The following is a 17063-nucleotide window of genomic DNA, read 5'->3' as shown; positions in this document are numbered from 1 at the left end:
GGTGGCGGCCGCGCGTACGGCGGCTTCGATCGGCCGGCGGTCTGTGGGCGGTCAGGAATTCGGAGCCTACGGAATTGCACAGTCTCCTCGCGAGATGGACTTGTCCGAGGGTTCTGCCCTTTCGTGCCGTTGGCTGGATTCAACAGGCATCCACTTGGGCTGGATTCCGTATCCCCGGGAAGAGGCGCGGATCCAAGCTCCGGCAGTACGACGGGTCCGCCTGAGCACGATGAGACCTGCGGCTATGGTTCGCCCATGAAAGCAGCGGTGCACAACCGGTACGGTCCGCCCGGCGTGGTCAGGGTCACCGAGGTGGACAAGCCGTCGATCGGGGACCAGGACGTTCTGGTGAGGGTGCACGCGACGACGGTCAACCGCACGGACTGTGCCTACCGCGCGGCCAGTCCCTTCTTCGTACGCATACTCACCGGCCTTGCCCGGCCCCGGCGTACGGTGCTCGGGACCGAGTACGCGGGAGTGGTGGACTCGGTCGGCAGCGGCGTCACGTCCTTCCGGGCCGGCGACCGGGTGTTCGGCTACAACGAGGGGCAGTTCGGAACGCATGCCGAGTACCTGTCGGTTTCGCACGACGGCGCCATCGCGGCCATGCCGGACGGCGTGACCTTCGAGGAGGCCGCACCCGGCACCGAGGGGTCCCACTACGCGCTGGCGTTCCTCGACAAGGCGGGCATCCGGCCCGGACAGGACGTACTCGTACATGGCGCGACCGGCGCCATCGGCTCGGCGGCCGTGCAACTCCTGAAGCATCGCGGGGCCACCGTGACCGCGGTGTGCGGCGGGGCGCACATGGAACTGGTGAAGGGCCTGGGCGCGGACCGGGTCGTCGACCACACCGCCCAGGACTTCACCCGGGACGAGCAGAGCTACGACGCGGTGTTCGACGCGGTCGGCAAGAGCACGTTCGGCCACTGCAAGCGGCTGTTGAAACCCGGCGGGGTTTATCTGTCGTCGGATCTTGGCCCCTGGTGTCAGAATCTCCTCCTGCCACTTGTCACACCTTTCTTCCGCGGCAGGAAAGTCAAGTTCCCCTTTCCGAAGCAGAACCAGGAGATGGCGCGGTATTTCCGGGACCTGATGGAGTCGGGAGAATTCAGGCCGGTCATCGACCGACGCTATCCGCTGGAGGAGGTCGTCGACGCCTATCGGTACGTCGAGGCGGGGCAGAAGACCGGCAATGTCGTCATCACTGTTGTACCGCCGAACTGATCGAACCTTTCGCGGGCATGCGATGGCGCGGCTTTCGCAGCCTGGCCCCGAACGGCACACCGCCCCGCGCACCGAAGGGAACCTGTCCGTGCACTCGTTCTTCCTCCCAGCCGTCGGCGGTCACATCCGCTGGATCGACATCCCCGGCAGCACGACATCGTGGACCTGCGCGGCGGCGTGTCCAGCATCGAACACGGCTACCTCATCGACGACGAGGGCATCGATCTCATGCTGGAGACGGGGGCGTTCGTCGTACGGACCCTGTCGACCTTCCACATGGGCCGGGAACGCTACACAGCCGAGGCGTACGAGAAGAAGACGCGGCTCGCCGATGCCGCCATCGAGCGGCTGAGGGAGGCGGTCCGGCGCGGAGTGAAGATGGCCCTCGGCACCGACGCGGGAGCTGTCCCGCACGCCCGGAACCTCGAAGAGCTCGGCCACATGATGAAACTGGGCATGTCGCCGCTGGACGTCATCCGCGCCGGAACGCTGACGCCGCTCAGCTGATGGGGCTCGACGACACTCTCGGCACCATCGAACCGGGAAAGACCGCCGACCTCGTCGTGTGCGACGGCGATCCGGTCGCCGACATCGATGTGCTCGCCGACCCGGCGAACGTGGTGCTGGTCATGCAGGAAGGCCGCCTGGCCAAGCACACGCTGCCCGGGGCCGCCGGGTGGCGAAGGCGGCGTGACGAAGACACCCGCCGCGAGGGTCACCACACCCGTGCGGCTGCCGGTCGCTTGTCACGCCTGGACGGTGGGTCGAACGTTGATCTCGCCGATCTCGACGTCGACGGGCTGCTCGATGGCGAAGGCCACCGCGCGGGCGACCGCTGCCGGGGGGATGCCCATCGCGTCCATGTTCTTGCGTGTCTGGTCACGGACGTGCGGGTCCGCCATGGAGTCGGCGAGATCGGTGCGGATGTATCCCGGCGAGATGGCCGTCGTGCGCACCACCCCGTCGGTGGACTCCTTGCGCAGCCCCTCGTGGACGGTGCGCACCGCGTTCTTGGTCGCGGCGTAGACGGCCATCGAGGGGGACACGGTCAGGCCGGCCACGGAGACGATGCTCACCAGGTGGCCGGACCCCTGCTCGCGGAAGGCGGGCAGCGCGGCGGCGATGCCGTTGAGGGTGCCGCGAAGGTTGACATCGATCATGGCCGACCAGCCTTCGGTGTCGAGGTCGGCCAGCGGGCTGATCGGGGCGATGCCCGCGTTGTTCACCAGTACGTCGATACGGCCGTACTGGTCGATGGCGGTGGAGACGAGGCGCCGCAGGTCCTCGGCCTTGGTGACGTCGACGACGCACGCGGTGGCGCGGCCGCCCTGTTCCCGGATGTCCTGGGCTATGGCGTCGATGCGCTCGCTGCGGCGTGCCGAGAGGACGACCGCGGCGCCGCGCTGCGCGAGCAGCCGGGCCGTGGCTTCGCCGATGCCGCCACTCGCTCCGGTGATGGTGACGATCTTGTCGTCAAGAGATAGCACTACTGCCTCCAAGTAAAGTGGACACGTGTCCGCTGTGTGTTTCAGCGTACCGGACACGTGTCCACTTGTCAGAGGCGGAACATCAGGAGAGGCCCATGAGTACGCCTGCGCGCCGTCCGGACGCGGAGCGGAACCGGACTCGCATCGTGGAGGCCGCCCGTGCGGCCCTCGCCGAGTCGAGCCACGTCCACCTCAACGAGATCGCCAAGCGCGCCGGTGTGGGACAGGGAACGCTCTACCGGAACTTCCCCAACCGCGAGGCGCTCCTCGCCGAGGTCTACCGGCGCGACGTCGAGGAACTCGTGGCCGCCTCCTCCGCTCTGCTGGCGGACCACGAGCCCGTGGAAGCCCTGCGTCGCTGGCTCGACCGGGTGATCGGCTACGCCGAGATCAAGCACGGCGTCCTGGCAGCGCTGGAGCCGGCCGCGTGGCAGGACCTCGTCGCCCACAGCCAGAACCCCATCGAAGGCGCCCTCGGTCACCTGCTGGACGCCGGGAAGGCGGCCGGTTCCATCCGCACGGACGTGGACGCCCACGGGGTCCTCCTGCTCATCGCCTACCTCGGCCGCCTGGACCGGGCCGAATGGGAGTCGAAGGCGCGGCCGTTGATGAACGTCATCCTCGACGGCCTTCGCCGACGGGACGCGGACCGGTAAGGGCCGGGGGAGGGGTGAGGGCGGGGAGGCGTCAGCGTCGTGGATGGGGAGAGGCGGGTTCTGGTTCCTGCCAAGGCCGTTCAGCGATGTACTCGGCAAGGAACTCGCCGGGGTCTCACACCCGCACGGCAGACCCGCGCTCGCTCATCTGCGGTGCGCACAGCACCCGCTTCTTCCGTACGCGCTTGCCCTCGATCGCCGCGACCGTCAGCCGTGCCGCCTCCGCCGCGATCTGGGTCAGTCCCCAGTCCACGGTGGTCAGCGGTGGGGTGAGCACCCGCGACACCGGATGATTGTCGAAGCCGACCACGGAGACGTCCCGGCCCACCTCCAGTGAGGCGTCCGCGGCGGCCGCGTACACCCCGTACGCCAGTGAGTCCGAGAAGCAGAACACGGCGGTCGCGGGGCGGGACCCGTCCAGGACGCCGCGTGCCACCGCCGTCGCCTCGCCCAACTCCTGCGGGCAGGGCACCAGTTCGGCCCGCAGGCCGAGGCGGTCGGCCGCCTCGCGGACATACACGTCGGCGGGCCGGTCCGGGGTGCTCGGGCGGGTCGGGGTCAGAACGGTCACCCGGCGGTGGCCCAGGCCGTGCAGATACTCCAGTACGGCGTCGATTCCGGCCCGGTTGTCGAAGATGACCTGGCCGGCCGTACGGGCCCGGCTCAGCGAGTCGCCGACGGCCACCACCGGCAGCGAGTCGGCGATGGCGGCCCAGCCCTTCGCGGACGGGTTCACGGGAGACACCAGCAGCGCGTCGACCCGCTGGTCGCGAAGCTGCTTGGCGAGGGCCAGTTCACGGTCGGGGTCGCCACCCGCGTCGAGGATCAGCGCGTAGCGGTCGCCGGCCAGCAGTTCCCGGCCGATGGCCGCCATCAGCTGCTGCTGCCACAGGTCCTGGAGGTCGCCCGCGAGGACGCCGACCATGCTGGTGCGGCCGCTGACCAGTGCGCGGGCGATGGGATCGGCCTCGTAGCCGAGTTCGGCCGCGGCCCGGCGCACCCGTTCCTCGGTCTCCTTCGAGACGTGTTTGCCGCGCAGGGCGTACGAGACGGCGGCGGTGGAGAGGCCCGTGGCCTCGGCCACCTCCCGAAGGGTGGTGCGCTTGCTGGGCCTGGCCATGCCGGGAAGCCTACCGGGACGCGTCCGCGTTGTGAGCACACGGCCCGCCGGGCGCCGCCGTGGTCCCGCCCGTACTTGGGTCCGTACTCAGGCGCCGCTCCCGAGCGCGGGCCCGTCGCCGCCCGCGCATGCTTGACAGACACGCTTGTTAATCGCTTAAGTTAACCGTATAAGTGAAACGCTTAACCTGGTTGACCGCCACTCCTTACCCTTTTGCCAGGATCTTTGCCAGCCCGAGGACCGCCGCGTGCCCACCGACGTCCACCAGCACATCTGGCCACCCGACTTCATCGAGTTGCTGCGCTCCCGCACCACACCGCCGTACCTCGACGGCTGGACCCTGCACGCGGGCAGCGAACCGCCCTACGAGGTCGACCCGGCCGACCACGACATCGCGGCCCGTACGCGTCTTGCCGCCACCGACGGTCTCGGCCTCGCCCTGGTCTCCCTCTCCAGCCCCCTCGGCATCGAGTACCTGCCTCCCGCCGAGGCCGCCCCACTGCTGTCGGCGTTCCACGACGGCGCCCTCGCACTCCCGGCCCCCTTCGGCGTCTGGGCCTCTCCCTGCCTGTCGGAACCGGACCCCGAGGCCGTCGAACGTGAACTCCGGCGCGGCTGCGCGGGCCTCCAACTGCCCGCCACAGCGCTGCTGGACGCGGCCGGCTGGACCCGGTGCGCCCCCTTCCTCGACGTCCTCACCCGCCACGGCAAACCTCTCTTCATCCACCCGGGCGCGGTCCAGCCCACGCCCGACGCCCCGCCTTGGTGGCCCGCCCTGGTCCCGTACGTCCACCAGCTGCACGCGTCATGGTTCGCCTTCCGCGCCTTCGGCCGCGCCCGACACCCCCGCCTGCGCGTCTGCTTCGCCGCCCTCGCGGGCCTCGCGCCACTGCACGGCGAACGGCTCGCGATCCGCGGCGGAGGGCGGGGGCAGGTCGACTTCGACGCGTTCTACGAGACCTCCTCCTACGGAACTCGCGCCGTGGACGCGGTCGTTCGTGCCGTCGGCATCGACGTGGTCGTCGGCGGCAGCGACCGCCCGTACGCGCCTCCCGTCATCCCCGACCTCGGCGCGGCGGCCGCCGTCCACGCGCTGCGCATCACCAACCCCGCCCGCCTCCTGTACGGCCGTGCCCGAGCCGTGTCCCCGTGGCGGACCCGATCCGAAGGGAGCCACTCATGACGTACGAGTCCCTGCCCGACCGCACCCTCGACAAGCGCGAACTCCAGGCGCTCGTCGACGACCTCGCCGCCCGCCCCGACCTCTGGCGCGAACAGGTCGCCTTCTCCGACGAACAGCGGCACTACGCGTCCTTGTACCGCGACGAATACGTCGACGTCTGGCTGCTCTGCTGGACCCGGCAGAACGACACCGGCTGGCACGACCACGACATCTCCTCCGGCGCCGTCGGCATCGTCCAGGGGGCGCTCCACGAGTCCAACCCGCGCATCGGCGGCAGCCACCTGTCCGTCACCGTCACCACCGGTGAGTCCTTCTGCTTCGGCCCTGAGCACATCCACCGGCTCACCGGCGCCACCGACGACGCCGTCTCGATCCACGCCTACTCGCCACCGCTGTGGCGCCTCGGCCAGTACGACATCACCGAGGACGGCCTGATGCGCCGCATCTCCGTGTCGTACGCCGACGAACTGCGCCCACTGGACACCCCGGCGGCCTGAGGCGGACTGGCCCGACCGAGTGTCCCTCAGCTCCGACCCCGGTCGAGAGGAGCACTGAGGGCGAGGTCCTCATCGAGCTTCGCGACCACGGCGTCGGCGATGGACGGCGTAACTCGTGACCCACGCCTCAACTGCACCGAGGAACCCGACAAGCTGCTCCCGAACCAGGCCCAGTAGTTCAGGCAGCTGAGCCAGAGGAAGCTCGATGGGAAGACCCTCCTGACGATCCCCATCAGGCCACAGCCGGGCAACCGCACCGGCATGCTCGACGCGCGGCGATGGATCGTGGCCGAGCCACGGCTCGTCGCCGTTCATCAGATCGAGCCAGTCCCGCCAGTTCTCCAGCCCGGAACAGCACCCTGGCACCGCTGTGACCCCGGTGGCCGTGTCCCGTATCCGCAGACCGCCGGGAGCGATGACGCACTCGGTCGCCACCAGCCGCCCGACCTGCTCCAGGCTGTCCTTGGGCGCGCGTGGTCGGCGTTCGCGCTGCCCCTTGTTGTAGTCCGTCAGGACAGCCATCGCGGTGCCGAGTTCGTGTGACGACAGCTCGCCGGACAGGGCCAGAAGCCGATCTGGCGGCGAGTCGGCAACGGGCCACAGAGCGAAGTCAGCGGGCACGTATGTCTCCAGTGCGGCGTCCACGATCAGCATGTATCCAGTGTCTCCCGTCAGGACGAGGACGCCGGGATCAAGTCCTCCAACGCTTGATCGGGACAGTGGCGGCGCCCAGCTTGCCCGGTCCGGCGGCAGCGGCTAACGTACAATCTAATGGTTGTACGTCAGGAATTCGCCGAGCGGGCCGATCGCATCTTTCATGCCTTGGCCGATGCGACGCGGCGCGAGATTGTGGCTCTCACGCTGGCTGGGGAGTACTCGGTCTCGGATCTCGCCCGGCGGTTCCCGATGAGTTTCGCGGCCGTGCAGAAACATGTGGCGGTCCTGGAACAGGCCGGGCTGGTCACCAAGGAGCGGCAGGGCCGCGAGCAGCGAGTGCGCGGCAGTGCGGACTCCCTGCGTGAGGCCCATCGCCTGCTGGACCAGCTCGCAGATGTGTGGCGTGGACGCATCGACCGGATCGGCGCGATCCTTGCCGATCCAGGTCCAGGTCCAGAGTGCGGTCCCGATTCCCATCCCCACTCCGATCCCGAAAACGGCAAGGAGCACCTGTCATGACTGTGATCGATGTCCAGAAGAATCCTGAAGCTCTCGCGCTGACGATCACCGCGCGGTTCGACGCGTTGCCGGCGCGGGTGTGGCAGGTCTGGGAGGACCCTCGGCAGTTGGAGCGGTGGTGGGGACCGCCGACCTACCCCGCGACCGTTGTCGACCACGACCTGACTCCCGGCGGTGCGGTCACGTACTTCATGACCGGGCCGGAAGGTGACAAGCACTACGGGTGGTGGCGCGTCCTGACTGTCGACAGCCCGAACGGGCTGGAGTTCGAGGACGGCTTCGCCGATGACACCGGCAAGCCCAACTCGGACATGCCGACGATGATCGTCCGCGTTCGGCTTGCTGCGGACGGCGAGGCCGCCACCCTGATGACGGTCGAGAGCACGTTCCCCACGGCCGAGGCGATGGAACAGCTGGTGTCCATGGGTATGGCCGAGGGCATGTCCGCAGGCCTGGGCCAGATCGACGCGCTGCTGGCCGAACCCGCAACCTGATGGCGGGGTGAGTCATCGAGCACTTTTCAACCCGTCCGGGTACGAAGGCTCCGCGCCAGGGTCGGGATCATCACCGCCGCAGGGACGAGGTGCAGCCCGAGGAGGGCGGTGATGGTGGTGTCTGCCCCGGAGAGGAGGGGCGGGATCAACGAGATCGCGGTCAGCGACACTGCCGTCCACACGAACCGCTGGGCGGGTCGAGCGCTCCAACGAAGAAGAGCGACGGCGATGACGATGCCCACGACCGAGAAGAAGCCGGTCACCACGGCGAACCCGGACAACGGGATCGTCTCGCCACCGTCGGAGACCTCGAAGTCGACGCCAGCGGCCTTGGCGAGCGCCGCGGCGAGGGTGGTGACCACCACCGCCGCGAGCGTGGCAATCAAGCCGGTGCCGACGAGCCCGCGGAATCGGTGGGTGTGGCCGGTCCGGCCCGATGCCGGGCCTGCGACGACTCCGGTGTCGTTCATGCTGTTCATGTCGTTCCTCCGTCATTCGGTAACTGGCGTACGGGGTCTGTCGACTGGCGTGTGGCGGTGCCGGCCCTTGGGGTGACGATGCGCACCCTCGCCGTGCGACGGCCTGGGTTGCGCAGGGCGCGGACGCCGGTGCCGCGGAGCCAGAACCCGGCGTCTCGTCCGAGGACCGGCCCGGGCTCGCCGTCGCGCAGCTCCAGCTGCACCCGCCCGCGGGTGACGACGCCGAACGCGTCGAGCCACTCCGCCGCGACCACCGCGACACGCGCGCCACCGCGCAGCGTGAGCGTCCGCACCGGGACTACTCCGTGCCGCCCGCCGACAGGCGCTCCGGCAGCCCGAGCCGCGGGAACTGGTCGTCGTGGAAGATGACGATCTCGGTGATCGCCCCGCCGGTGATCCGCAGGACGTCGATCGCAAGCAGCAGGTACGCGCCCTCCTGCTCCCGCCAGAGGTAGAAGGCGAAGGCGGGCTGCCTGTTCACCGATGTGAGGACGCAGCGCAGGCGCCCCAGGTCCTCGAACCCGCCCTCGACCCAGTTGTTCACCACCGTGTCGCGGCCGACGTACAGGCCCGGGGTGGGCGGCATCGAGAAGCGGACGTCGTCCCGCAGCATGGCAGCGAGACCTTCGACGTCCTTGGCGACGCTCGCGTCGGTGAAGCGGCGAGCCAGCTCGCGCGTCCCTGGGTCCTCCTCGCCGCCGGTCCAGTCCTGCCGCTCGGCGGGCAGGTGCTCCCGCATGCCGGCGCGGGCCCGCTGCAGCGCGCTGTTCACGGAGTTGACGGAGTCCCCGAGGAATTCCGCGACGTCCTTCGCCGGCCAGCCGAGCACGTCCCGCAGGATCAGCACGGCCCGCGGGCGCGGCGCGAGGTGCTGGACCGCGACCAGGTACGCCAGCTCGATCGTCTCCCGCGCGACGGCGACGGTCTCCGGCTCGTCCGCGTCGCCCGCGGGCAGTTCGTCGAGCAGCCGGTCCGGGTAGGGCTGCAGCCACAGAACCTCGCCGCCGGTCGCAGGCTCCGGGCGGCACTTGGCGAGCAGGTCCAGGCAGGCGTTGGTGGCGATCCGGTACAGCCAGGCCCTGAACGTCGACCGTCCCTCGAAGGTCTCCCGCCGCCGCCAGGCACGGAGGAACGTCTCCTGCACGGTGTCCTCGGCGTCCTCGAACGACCCGAGCATCCGGTAGCAGTGCACGTGCAGCTCCCGCCGGTGCCGCTCCGCCAGCCCCGTGAACGTCGGCTCGTCGACCTCGTCCAGACTGCTCACGCCCAGCTCCTCCGGCCGCGTGTCCGCACTCATGACGTCATCCTTCCGCCTCGTAATGTCCTGTCGTAGGTGTGACGGGTACGGGCGCGAAAACTCATCACTGGGTCGGAAGGCATGGCTGAGCGTTTCTCGTCCTTGATGGGAAACGGCTCACTGTTCGGTCGGCACGCAGAGGACCGGGACGCTCGACAGATGGAGCAGCTTGTGGGGAGTGGAGCCCAGCAGTGCCCCGCGCATCGGGCTCTCTCCCCAGCTGCCCACCACGATGAACCGTGCCCCGTGGCGTGACGCGGCGTCGATCAGTGCCTGGGCGGGTTTCTGGTCGATGATTTCGACGGTTGTCCTTACGTCGGCCGCGTCGGCCACACTGACGGCGTGGTCGAGTGCGACGCGTCCGGCCTCGCGGACGGCTTCGTGGTGAGCGCCGTACTCCTCGCCCACGGTTCCCGGAGCCGCGGCGCCGTAGACCAGCACGAGCGGCTCGTCGAACGCGGCGGACACCTCGATCGCGACGCGCAGTGCGCGGGCCGCGCCCGGCGACTCGTCGTATCCGAGGACAACCGACATCTCAGGACTCCTTGCCGTGGACGAGATCGGCGTCGGCCACACCCGGGCGTTCCGACCAGAAGACCGGCGACATCAGCCGCCGTACGACCATGAGCACCACACCGATGAGAGCGATCCCGATGCCGATGACGAGCGGGGGACCGAGCCCGAACCACGAGACACCGCTGTAGGAGTTCTCGGGGTCGGCCATGTCGGAGACCGATTCCACCAGCAGCCACGCCAACAGCCCGGCGCCGGCCAGTGGGCCCAGGCCGATGAGTACGAAGTAGCGCACGCTCTCGGTCAGATGGCGGCGGTAGTAGACCGCGCAGGCCACACCCGTGAGCGCGTAGTAGAACGCGATCAGCAGCGACAGCGCGGTGAGCGAGTCGAAGAGGGCGTTGGTGCTGATCTGGTTGACGACGACGTACCAGGCGATGGCGATACCGGCGACCCACCACGTGCTGACGTCCGGCGTACGGAACCGCGGGTGGATGTGTGCGAAGTGCTCAGGCAGCGCGTGACGGCGGGCCATGGACAGTGCCGTGCGCGACGCCGGGATGATCGTCGTCTGCGTCGACGCCAGCGCGGACGTCGAGACCGCCAGCAGCACGACCCAGTCCCAGCCGCCCATCACCTCGGTGGCGAGCAGGGCGAAGACGAACTCCTCCTCGTCGGCGTTGTCGGCGAGGAAGGTCGTACCGGCGTAGGCGACGACCGCGAAGCCGACCGACAGATAGGTCACCAGCAGCACGACCGTCGACCAGACGCCCGCCTTGCCGGGAGCGGTCGCGGAGTTCTCGACCTCCTCGGTGAGATTGACCGCCGACTCCCAGCCCCAGTAGATGAACACCCCCAGCAGCAGGGCTCCGGTCAGCGATGCGCCGCCGGCTCCGAAGGGGTTCAGCCACTTGAAGGCGGGGTCGATGGAGTCGAAGGAGCTGCTGCCCGCGTAGACCCGGTAGAGCGCCACCACGACGAAGGCGATCAGACAGGCGACCTGCGCCAGGATGAGGACGTTCTGCACCTTGGCCGACACCTCGGTGCCGATGACGCACACGGCCGTCATCACGAGGATGAGCAGCACCGCGAGCGACTGGCGTACGAAGTCGTTGTCGGCCCAGCTGTCGAGGCCGAAGGCCAACAGGGCGAAGCTCACGGCTACGTCCGCCAGCGATCCGACGACCAGAACTCCGGTCATGGCGATGGCCCACCCACCGAGCCAGCCGGCCCACGGCCCCATGGCCCGGGTGACCCACGAGAAGGTCGTGCCGCAGTCCTGGTCGACCTTGTTGAGGTAGTAGAACGCCGAGGCGATCAACAGCATCGGCACGAAGGACGCGACCATCACGCCCGGGGCGTAGATGCCCACCAGCGCCACGATCGGACCGATGACCGCCGCCAACGAGTACGCCGGGGAGGTGGAGTTGAGACCGATGACGAGCGCGTCGACGAAGCCGATCGCGTTGGCCTTCAACCCGACAGGTGGGGGTGCGTCCGCAGTGTCGTCGGCCATGTTCCCTCGCTCCGGTTGTGCGTGAATCCATACAACAGGGCGTTGTGGAACTTTTTACGCTATTGAGGGCCTCTTGGATACGCATGTCACCTGGGTAGGCGTCCGCAGGTGCCTGGCAGGCAAGGACGGCAGGCGGTACGTGGAATTCAGAGGGCGGGGCTGTCGGTCCCGTCCTCCTGTACGGCCGTGTCCTCGCGCATGCCCCACGGTGATCCGTACTCCGTCAGCAGGTCGAGGAACGGCCGGGGCGGCAGTGCCTCGGGGCCGAGCACTCCGCTGCCGTGCCAGGCTCCCGACGCGATGAGTTCGAGAGCGGCCACGGGGTTGATCGCGGTCTGCCAGACCACGGCCTGGGAGCCGTACTCCCGCATCGACCACTGGTTGTCGACCACGTGGTAGAGGTAGACCTCCCGAGGCCGGCCGTCCTTGGTGCCCCTGACCCACGTACCCGCGCACGTCTTGCCGTGCATACGGTCCCCGAGACCGGCCGGGTCGGGCAGACAGGCGGCGACCACGTCCCGCGGGGAGACCGTGACCTTGCCCGTTCCGGTCTCGGTGCCGCCGTTCACGGTGACCGGGTCGGTGCGGTCCAGACCCAGTTTGTGCAGGGTCTGGAGGACGCCGATGAACTCGTCGCCGAGACCGTACTTGAAGGTGACCCGCCGGGCCTTCAACCACCGGGGGACCAGCAGCACTTCCTCGTGCTCGACGTTGACGCACTCCACCGGCCCCATGCCCTCCGGGAAGTCGAAGACCTCGGGCTCACTGAAGGGCGGCGTGGTGAACCAGCCCCGCTCCGCTTCGTAGACGACCGGTGGGTTGAGGCATTCCTCGATGGTCGTCCAGATGCTGAAGGACGGGGCGAAGTCGTAGCCGTCCACGACCAGGTTGGCGCCGTCACGGATGCCGATCTCCTCGATCTCGTCGAAGAGGACGTCGGCGGCGTAACGGGCGAAGACGTCCGACAGGCCCGGTTCCACACCCATGCCGACCAGCGCGAGCCGGTCCGCCGCCTCCCACTCGGCGGACCGTTCGAACTGCGCGTCCCCCAGTTTCACGCCGCACTCCTGGTAGGGGCGGGTCGGATGCGGCCGGGACAAGGACATCGCCATGTCCAGGTAGTGGGCGCCATGGGTGAGTGCCGCGTCGAACAGCGGCAGCACGAAGCGGGGGTCGGTGGCATTCAGCAGGACGTCACAGCGGTGCTCGGCGAGGGCGGCCCGCACACCTGTCGTGTCCGAGGCGTCGAGTCGCACAGCCGTGAACCTGTGCTCGTCCTCCCCGAGGGCCGCGACGGCCGACTCCGCCCGCGCCGGGTCGTAGTCGGCGACGACCATGTGCTCGTAGAAAGAACGCCGGGCCGCGATCCTCGTGATCGCGGTCCCGACGCCGCCCGCTCCGACCAAGAGAACTCGCATGGCGCAGCACTCCTTCGTCCCGCCGTCGCAGGGGAGCCCCCTGCCTGTTCGGTGGGCCAGGACGATATCAGCCGGACCGCCCGGTGAGAGGTGACTGATCCGGAGATGTCGCGCCATGCTCGATCGGCTTCGTATGCCCAGGTCAGAAGCGGAGTTGTACCGTGCCGCGTCCCTAGATCACTGCCGCGCCGCGCGGGGCTGATCGAGGTGTGGTGCCGGCCGGCGGCGTGGCGCTGCGGGCCTGGAGTTCGATGGCCAGGGGTGCGGCGGTGAACATCGAGGAGTACGTGCCCACGACGATGCCGATGAGCAGGGCGAGGGCGAAGTCGGTCAGGGAGTCTCCGCCCAGCAGGGTGAGGGCGGAGAGGATGAACACGGCTCCCATGCCCGTGTTCACCGTGCGGGGGAGGGTTTGCAGGATGGCGGTGTTGGCGAGGCGCGAGAAGGGTGTCTTCCGGTCGCCGGCCGACAGTTCCCTGATGCGGTCGAAGACGACGACGGAGTCGTTGACGGAGTATCCGATCACGGTCAGCAGGGCCGCGAGGAACACGCCGTCGATCGGCTTGCCGAGCCAGGCGAAGACACCTACGAGGATCAGCGCGTCATGGGCCATCGCGGCGACCGCGGATGTGCCGAAGGTCCAGCGGAAGCGCACCGCGAGATACAGCAACTGGGCGGCCAGGGCAGAGGCGAGGCCGATGAGAGCACCTCGGCGCAGTTCGTCCCCGAGGCTGGGGCCGATGAGCTCGTCGCGGATCTTGTCGGCACTGCCCGCGAGATCGCTGATCGTCCTGTCCATCTTCGCCGCCTCGGCGTTGGACAGTTGGTCCGTCCGTACGGAGAGGTCGTCGTCGCCGGAGGTCTGGACGACCGCGCGGGGCAGACCCGCGTCGGCCAGGGCGTCCCGGGCGCGGTCGGCGTCGACCGGTGCCGAGGTGGCGTACTCCATGAGCCGTCCGCCGGTGAACTCGACGCCGAAGTTCAGCCCCCGGATCGCGATGCCCGAGGTGGCCAGGACGAGGGCGACGGCGGACGCGGCCAGCCAGGTGCGCCGACGGTGCATCAGGTCAGGATTGCGGCGGACGAGCCAGTCGCGGACCTTACCGGTGTTCGCGATGCCGGTGAGACGGGGACGGCGTCGTACGGATCGGCGGGCGACCGCGTGGTCGGCGAGTACGCGCGTGATGACCAGGGCGCTGAGCATGGAGGCGAGAACGCCGATGCCCAGGGTGACACCGAACCCGCGGACAGGTCCGGAGGCGAGGAAGAAGAGCAGGCCCGCGGCGATGAGCGTGGTGATGTTCGAGTCGGCGATGGCGCTGAACGCGTTGCGGAATCCGGCGGTGAGGGCGGCGCGCAGGCCCTTGCTCTGGCGGGCCGCGTATTCCTCGCGGGCCCGTTCGAAGACGAGCACGTTGGCGTCGACGGCCATACCGATGGCCAGGACGAACCCGGCGAGCCCCGGGAGGGTGAGGGTGGCGCCGAGCGCGGCGAGAGCCGCGTAGGAGATGACTCCGTAACAGGTGAGGGCCACGGCGGCCAGGGCACCGAGGAGTCGGTAGACGGCGATGATGAACAGGGAGGTCAGCGCGGTGCCGATGACGGCGGCCCGGGCACTGGCCTCGATGGCCGATGCGCCCAGGGTCGGGCCGACCGTGCGCTGTTCGACCGTCTCGACCGGCACCGGCAGGGCTCCGCCGTTGATGAGCAGGCCCAGTTCGCGGGCCTCGTCACGGCTGAAGGAGCCGGTGATCTGAGTGGACCCTCCGTCGATGCCCGTACGGCAGGCGACGGAGGAGTTGACCTGCGGGGAGGAGATGACCTTGTCGTCCAGGACGATGGCGACGCGGCGGGCGGGATCGCCGGCGGGACGACAGGCTGCCTCGCCCGTCAGGCGGGCCCAGGCGTCGCCGCCCGCTCCCTTGAAGTCGACGCCGACGTACCAGCCGACCCCGCTCTGCTGGTCGATGCGCGCCTCGGCGCTGTCGACGTCCGCGCCGGTGAGTGCCGACGGGCCCAGGCGCACGGGCTGACCGGATTCGTCGGGCAGGACGAGTTCCGCCGGCTTCTTGGGCAGCGGCTGACGTGAGGTTTCGCCGGCGTCCGCGGTACCGAGGACCGGATGGAAGGCGAGTTGGGCGGTGCGGCCAAGCACGTCGGCGGCCTCACGCGGGTCCTGGATGCCAGGCAGTTCGACGATGATCCGGTTGTCCCCGGAACGGGCGATGGTGGGTTCGGCGACGCCGAGCGCGTCGATGCGGTGGCGCAGCACCTCCAAAGTGCGGTCAGTGGCCTCCGAGTCGGCCTTGGCCGTGGGCGAATCCCGGGTTTCCAGGACGATCTGAGTGCCGCCGCGCAGATCGAGTCCGAGGCGGACCGGCACGGTCAGCGTGATGAAGAGCGACAGGGCGAGAACGGCAAGGGCGAAGAACGCCCGCACGCGAATGGCGCGCGTCAAGGGTGCCTCCAACAGGCATACCGCAGCCGTGAGAAGGGTGCGGTGGGGATCGACTGGGTGACGTCAGTTGCCGTTGGAGGGCGGCGGTCCCCGCCCGCTGTGACGCTCGGAGTGCTGTGGAGGTGTGAAGGCGTCCTGAGAGAGCGGCAGTTGCGGCCCGGACTCCGGCAGGGGGAGTACCAGGCCGGGCGGGACGGACACTCCGCCCGGAGTCAGGGTGTGCCATTCGCCCGGCGCGGCCCTGCCCACGCGGGACTGCTGGCCGCAGGCGGTGGTGTACTTGTCGTCGGCGTTGCTACGGGTACCGGCCTTGGTGGCGACACTCGTGGCCGGGGGGATCTCCGCGGTCGGTGCCAGGTGCTGGTACGCGACGCCTGCGACCGGCGTCGGTGCGACGGTGGTGGCCGCGGCGGGGATGCCCTGGAGACCGAGTACGCCGAGGAGGGCGAACAGTGCCGACAGGAGCGCGCCGGTGACGGGGGTGAGGTTCTGGCTGTCGGAGGTGGAGGACGCACGGGTTTGCTGTGGCATGCGACACCTCCTCCTCATGTGTCTCTCCGGGCCCGGTCAGGGGTAGGGCCGCCACGGGGGGCGGCCCTTGAGGACAACGGATGAGGAACGCATAAGGTTCGCGCAGACCGACACGGATGGTGAATTCGGTGCAGCTTCAGCAGCTCCAGCAGGTTGTCAGCCGTCGTTCGTGTCGTCGTCGGGTACCCAGCGCAGTACGTCACCGGGCTGGCAGTCGAGCGTCCGGCAGATCGCGTCCAGGGTCGTGAACCGCACCGCCTTCGCGCGGCCGTTCTTCAACACGGCGATGTTGGCGGGCGTGATGCCGACGGCAGCCGCGAACTCGCCGACCGACAGCTTGTGTCTGGCGAGCTGGACGTCGAGGTCGACGATGATCGCCATCAGACGACCGCGGCGATCTCGGTCTGCAGATCCGTCGCCTTCCGCAAGAGGCTTCGCATGATGACGGTGAGCATCGCGAACGCCGCTCCCACGCCGACGCTCGTGATCGCGGCGCCCAGGGCGCCGAGTTCCTCCATACCGTCGTCGGGAGACGGGATGTCGGCCACGAAGAGATGCCCGGCGACCCCGATCGCCAGCAGCGTCGCCACGACGGAGGATCCGATGACGATGTCGACCCAACGGAAGGCCAGCGGCGAGAAGATCGCGCCGCGTCGGACCATGGCGAGCAGCATCCACACCGCGACGAGGGTGACCTGGACACAGACGACGCCGACGATCGCCACCGTCACATACGGCGTGGCGAACGGTGCGTAGGGAGGGAAACGGTCGACCTCGTCCGCCGCTGTCGTCGGAATGACTACGAACTGGCCGAAGAGACCGACCAGGATCGCTGCGGCGATACCGGCGCGGAGCGCGGCTATGAAGAGACGATGCATGCATCGATTATCGATGGGTATCGATCGAAAGGCAATCGATCTCGTTGAGGTCTGGAGACCTTGCAGGTCGAAGTCGATCTCTCGCATCGGAATCGGACGGCAACTCACCTGTGCTCGGGTGCGGACCCGGCGA

19 protein-coding genes and 1 pseudogene are annotated in these 17063 nt (G+C 69.1%); 7 read left to right on the top strand and 13 right to left on the bottom strand.

The window, feature by feature from the left end:
• The first annotated feature begins 255 nt into the window (after positions 1-255).
• Positions 256-1227 carry an NAD(P)-dependent alcohol dehydrogenase gene (locus tag QF035_RS05350; protein ID WP_307518566.1) on the top strand — a complete coding sequence of 324 codons (972 nt, stop codon included), beginning with the start codon at positions 256-258 and terminating at the stop codon, positions 1225-1227.
• A gap of 228 nt (positions 1228-1455) precedes the next feature.
• Positions 1456-1814 (top strand): annotated as a pseudogene (locus tag QF035_RS05345) (amidohydrolase family protein); the annotation flags it as partial.
• A 159-nt stretch (positions 1815-1973) separates the two neighbouring features.
• On the opposite strand, the gene QF035_RS05340 reads toward QF035_RS05345, so the two are convergent.
• A complete protein-coding gene (locus QF035_RS05340; RefSeq protein WP_307518562.1) occupies positions 1974-2714 on the bottom strand; it encodes an SDR family oxidoreductase in 741 nt (246 codons plus the stop codon).
• Positions 2715-2809: 95 nt separating this feature from the next.
• On the opposite strand from QF035_RS05340, the gene QF035_RS05335 reads away from it, so the two are divergent.
• Positions 2810-3370, top strand: a complete 561-nt coding sequence (locus tag QF035_RS05335) for a TetR/AcrR family transcriptional regulator (protein WP_307518561.1) — start codon at positions 2810-2812, stop codon at positions 3368-3370.
• Between the two features lie 115 nt (positions 3371-3485).
• Here the strand turns inward: QF035_RS05335 and QF035_RS05330 are convergent, their stop codons facing one another.
• On the bottom strand, positions 3486-4490 hold the full coding sequence (locus tag QF035_RS05330) for a LacI family DNA-binding transcriptional regulator (protein ID WP_307518559.1): 1005 nt from the start codon (positions 4488-4490) through the stop codon (positions 3486-3488).
• Between the two features lie 247 nt (positions 4491-4737).
• Here QF035_RS05330 and QF035_RS05325 point away from each other — a divergent pair, with 247 nt between their 5' ends.
• Both QF035_RS05325 and QF035_RS05320 read left to right on the top strand, forming a co-directional pair.
• Positions 4738-5673, top strand: coding sequence for an amidohydrolase (locus QF035_RS05325; protein WP_307518556.1), 936 nt, complete (start codon positions 4738-4740; stop codon positions 5671-5673).
• Positions 5670-6170 carry a cysteine dioxygenase gene (locus tag QF035_RS05320; protein WP_307518555.1) on the top strand — a complete coding sequence of 167 codons (501 nt, stop codon included), beginning with the start codon at positions 5670-5672 and terminating at the stop codon, positions 6168-6170. The genes QF035_RS05325 and QF035_RS05320 overlap by 4 nt, the downstream gene beginning before the upstream one ends.
• A 69-nt stretch (positions 6171-6239) precedes the next feature.
• Here QF035_RS05320 and QF035_RS05315 read toward each other — a convergent pair whose 3' ends face one another.
• Positions 6240-6824, bottom strand: coding sequence for a hypothetical protein (locus QF035_RS05315; protein ID WP_307518553.1), 585 nt, complete (start codon positions 6822-6824; stop codon positions 6240-6242).
• Between the two features lie 117 nt (positions 6825-6941).
• Between QF035_RS05315 and QF035_RS05310 the strand changes: the two genes are divergently transcribed.
• Positions 6942-7346 (top strand): ArsR/SmtB family transcription factor, encoded by a 405-nt coding sequence (locus QF035_RS05310; protein WP_307518551.1) that lies wholly within the window; start codon positions 6942-6944, stop codon positions 7344-7346.
• Positions 7343-7840 (top strand): SRPBCC family protein, encoded by a 498-nt coding sequence (locus tag QF035_RS05305; RefSeq protein WP_307518549.1) that lies wholly within the window; start codon positions 7343-7345, stop codon positions 7838-7840. The genes QF035_RS05310 and QF035_RS05305 overlap by 4 nt, the downstream gene beginning before the upstream one ends.
• 26 nt (positions 7841-7866) lie before the next feature.
• Here QF035_RS05305 and QF035_RS05300 read toward each other — a convergent pair whose 3' ends face one another.
• The 10 genes from QF035_RS05300 to QF035_RS05255 form a co-directional block, all read right to left on the bottom strand.
• A complete protein-coding gene (locus tag QF035_RS05300; RefSeq protein WP_307518547.1) occupies positions 7867-8319 on the bottom strand; it encodes a DUF6069 family protein in 453 nt (150 codons plus the stop codon).
• Positions 8316-8612 carry a hypothetical protein gene (locus QF035_RS05295; protein WP_307518545.1) on the bottom strand — a complete coding sequence of 99 codons (297 nt, stop codon included), beginning with the start codon at positions 8610-8612 and terminating at the stop codon, positions 8316-8318. Before QF035_RS05295 ends, QF035_RS05300 begins: the two co-directional genes overlap by 4 nt.
• A gap of 5 nt (positions 8613-8617) precedes the next feature.
• Positions 8618-9616 carry an RNA polymerase subunit sigma-70 gene (locus QF035_RS05290; RefSeq protein WP_307518543.1) on the bottom strand — a complete coding sequence of 333 codons (999 nt, stop codon included), beginning with the start codon at positions 9614-9616 and terminating at the stop codon, positions 8618-8620.
• A 117-nt stretch (positions 9617-9733) separates the two neighbouring features.
• Positions 9734-10150, bottom strand: a complete 417-nt coding sequence (locus tag QF035_RS05285) for a universal stress protein (RefSeq protein WP_307518542.1) — start codon at positions 10148-10150, stop codon at positions 9734-9736.
• 1 nt (position 10151) lies between these two features.
• On the bottom strand, positions 10152-11645 hold the full coding sequence (locus QF035_RS05280; protein ID WP_307518540.1) for an APC family permease: 1494 nt from the start codon (positions 11643-11645) through the stop codon (positions 10152-10154).
• A 146-nt stretch (positions 11646-11791) separates the two neighbouring features.
• The gene (locus QF035_RS05275) at positions 11792-13063 is read right to left on the bottom strand and encodes a saccharopine dehydrogenase family protein (RefSeq protein WP_307518538.1); all 1272 of its coding nucleotides are present in this window, start codon (positions 13061-13063) and stop codon (positions 11792-11794) included.
• Positions 13064-13235: 172 nt separating this feature from the next.
• Entirely contained in the window at positions 13236-15521 is a 2286-nt protein-coding gene (secD, locus tag QF035_RS05270; protein ID WP_307518537.1) for a protein translocase subunit SecD, read from the bottom strand.
• 63 nt (positions 15522-15584) lie between these two features.
• On the bottom strand, positions 15585-16052 hold the full coding sequence (locus QF035_RS05265; protein ID WP_307518535.1) for a hypothetical protein: 468 nt from the start codon (positions 16050-16052) through the stop codon (positions 15585-15587).
• 156 nt (positions 16053-16208) lie between these two features.
• Entirely contained in the window at positions 16209-16433 is a 225-nt protein-coding gene (locus QF035_RS05260) for a helix-turn-helix domain-containing protein (protein ID WP_307518534.1), read from the bottom strand.
• A complete protein-coding gene (locus QF035_RS05255; protein ID WP_307518533.1) occupies positions 16433-16930 on the bottom strand; it encodes a DUF2975 domain-containing protein in 498 nt (165 codons plus the stop codon). The genes QF035_RS05260 and QF035_RS05255 overlap by 1 nt, the downstream gene beginning before the upstream one ends.
• Positions 16931-17063: the final 133 nt, after the last annotated feature.

This window comes from Streptomyces umbrinus, assembly GCF_030817415.1.
Taxonomy (GTDB): Bacteria; Actinomycetota; Actinomycetes; order Streptomycetales; family Streptomycetaceae; genus Streptomyces; species Streptomyces umbrinus_A.
The sequence above is the reverse complement of the archived record's forward strand: the minus strand, read 5'-3'. Positions and strand labels throughout refer to the sequence as shown.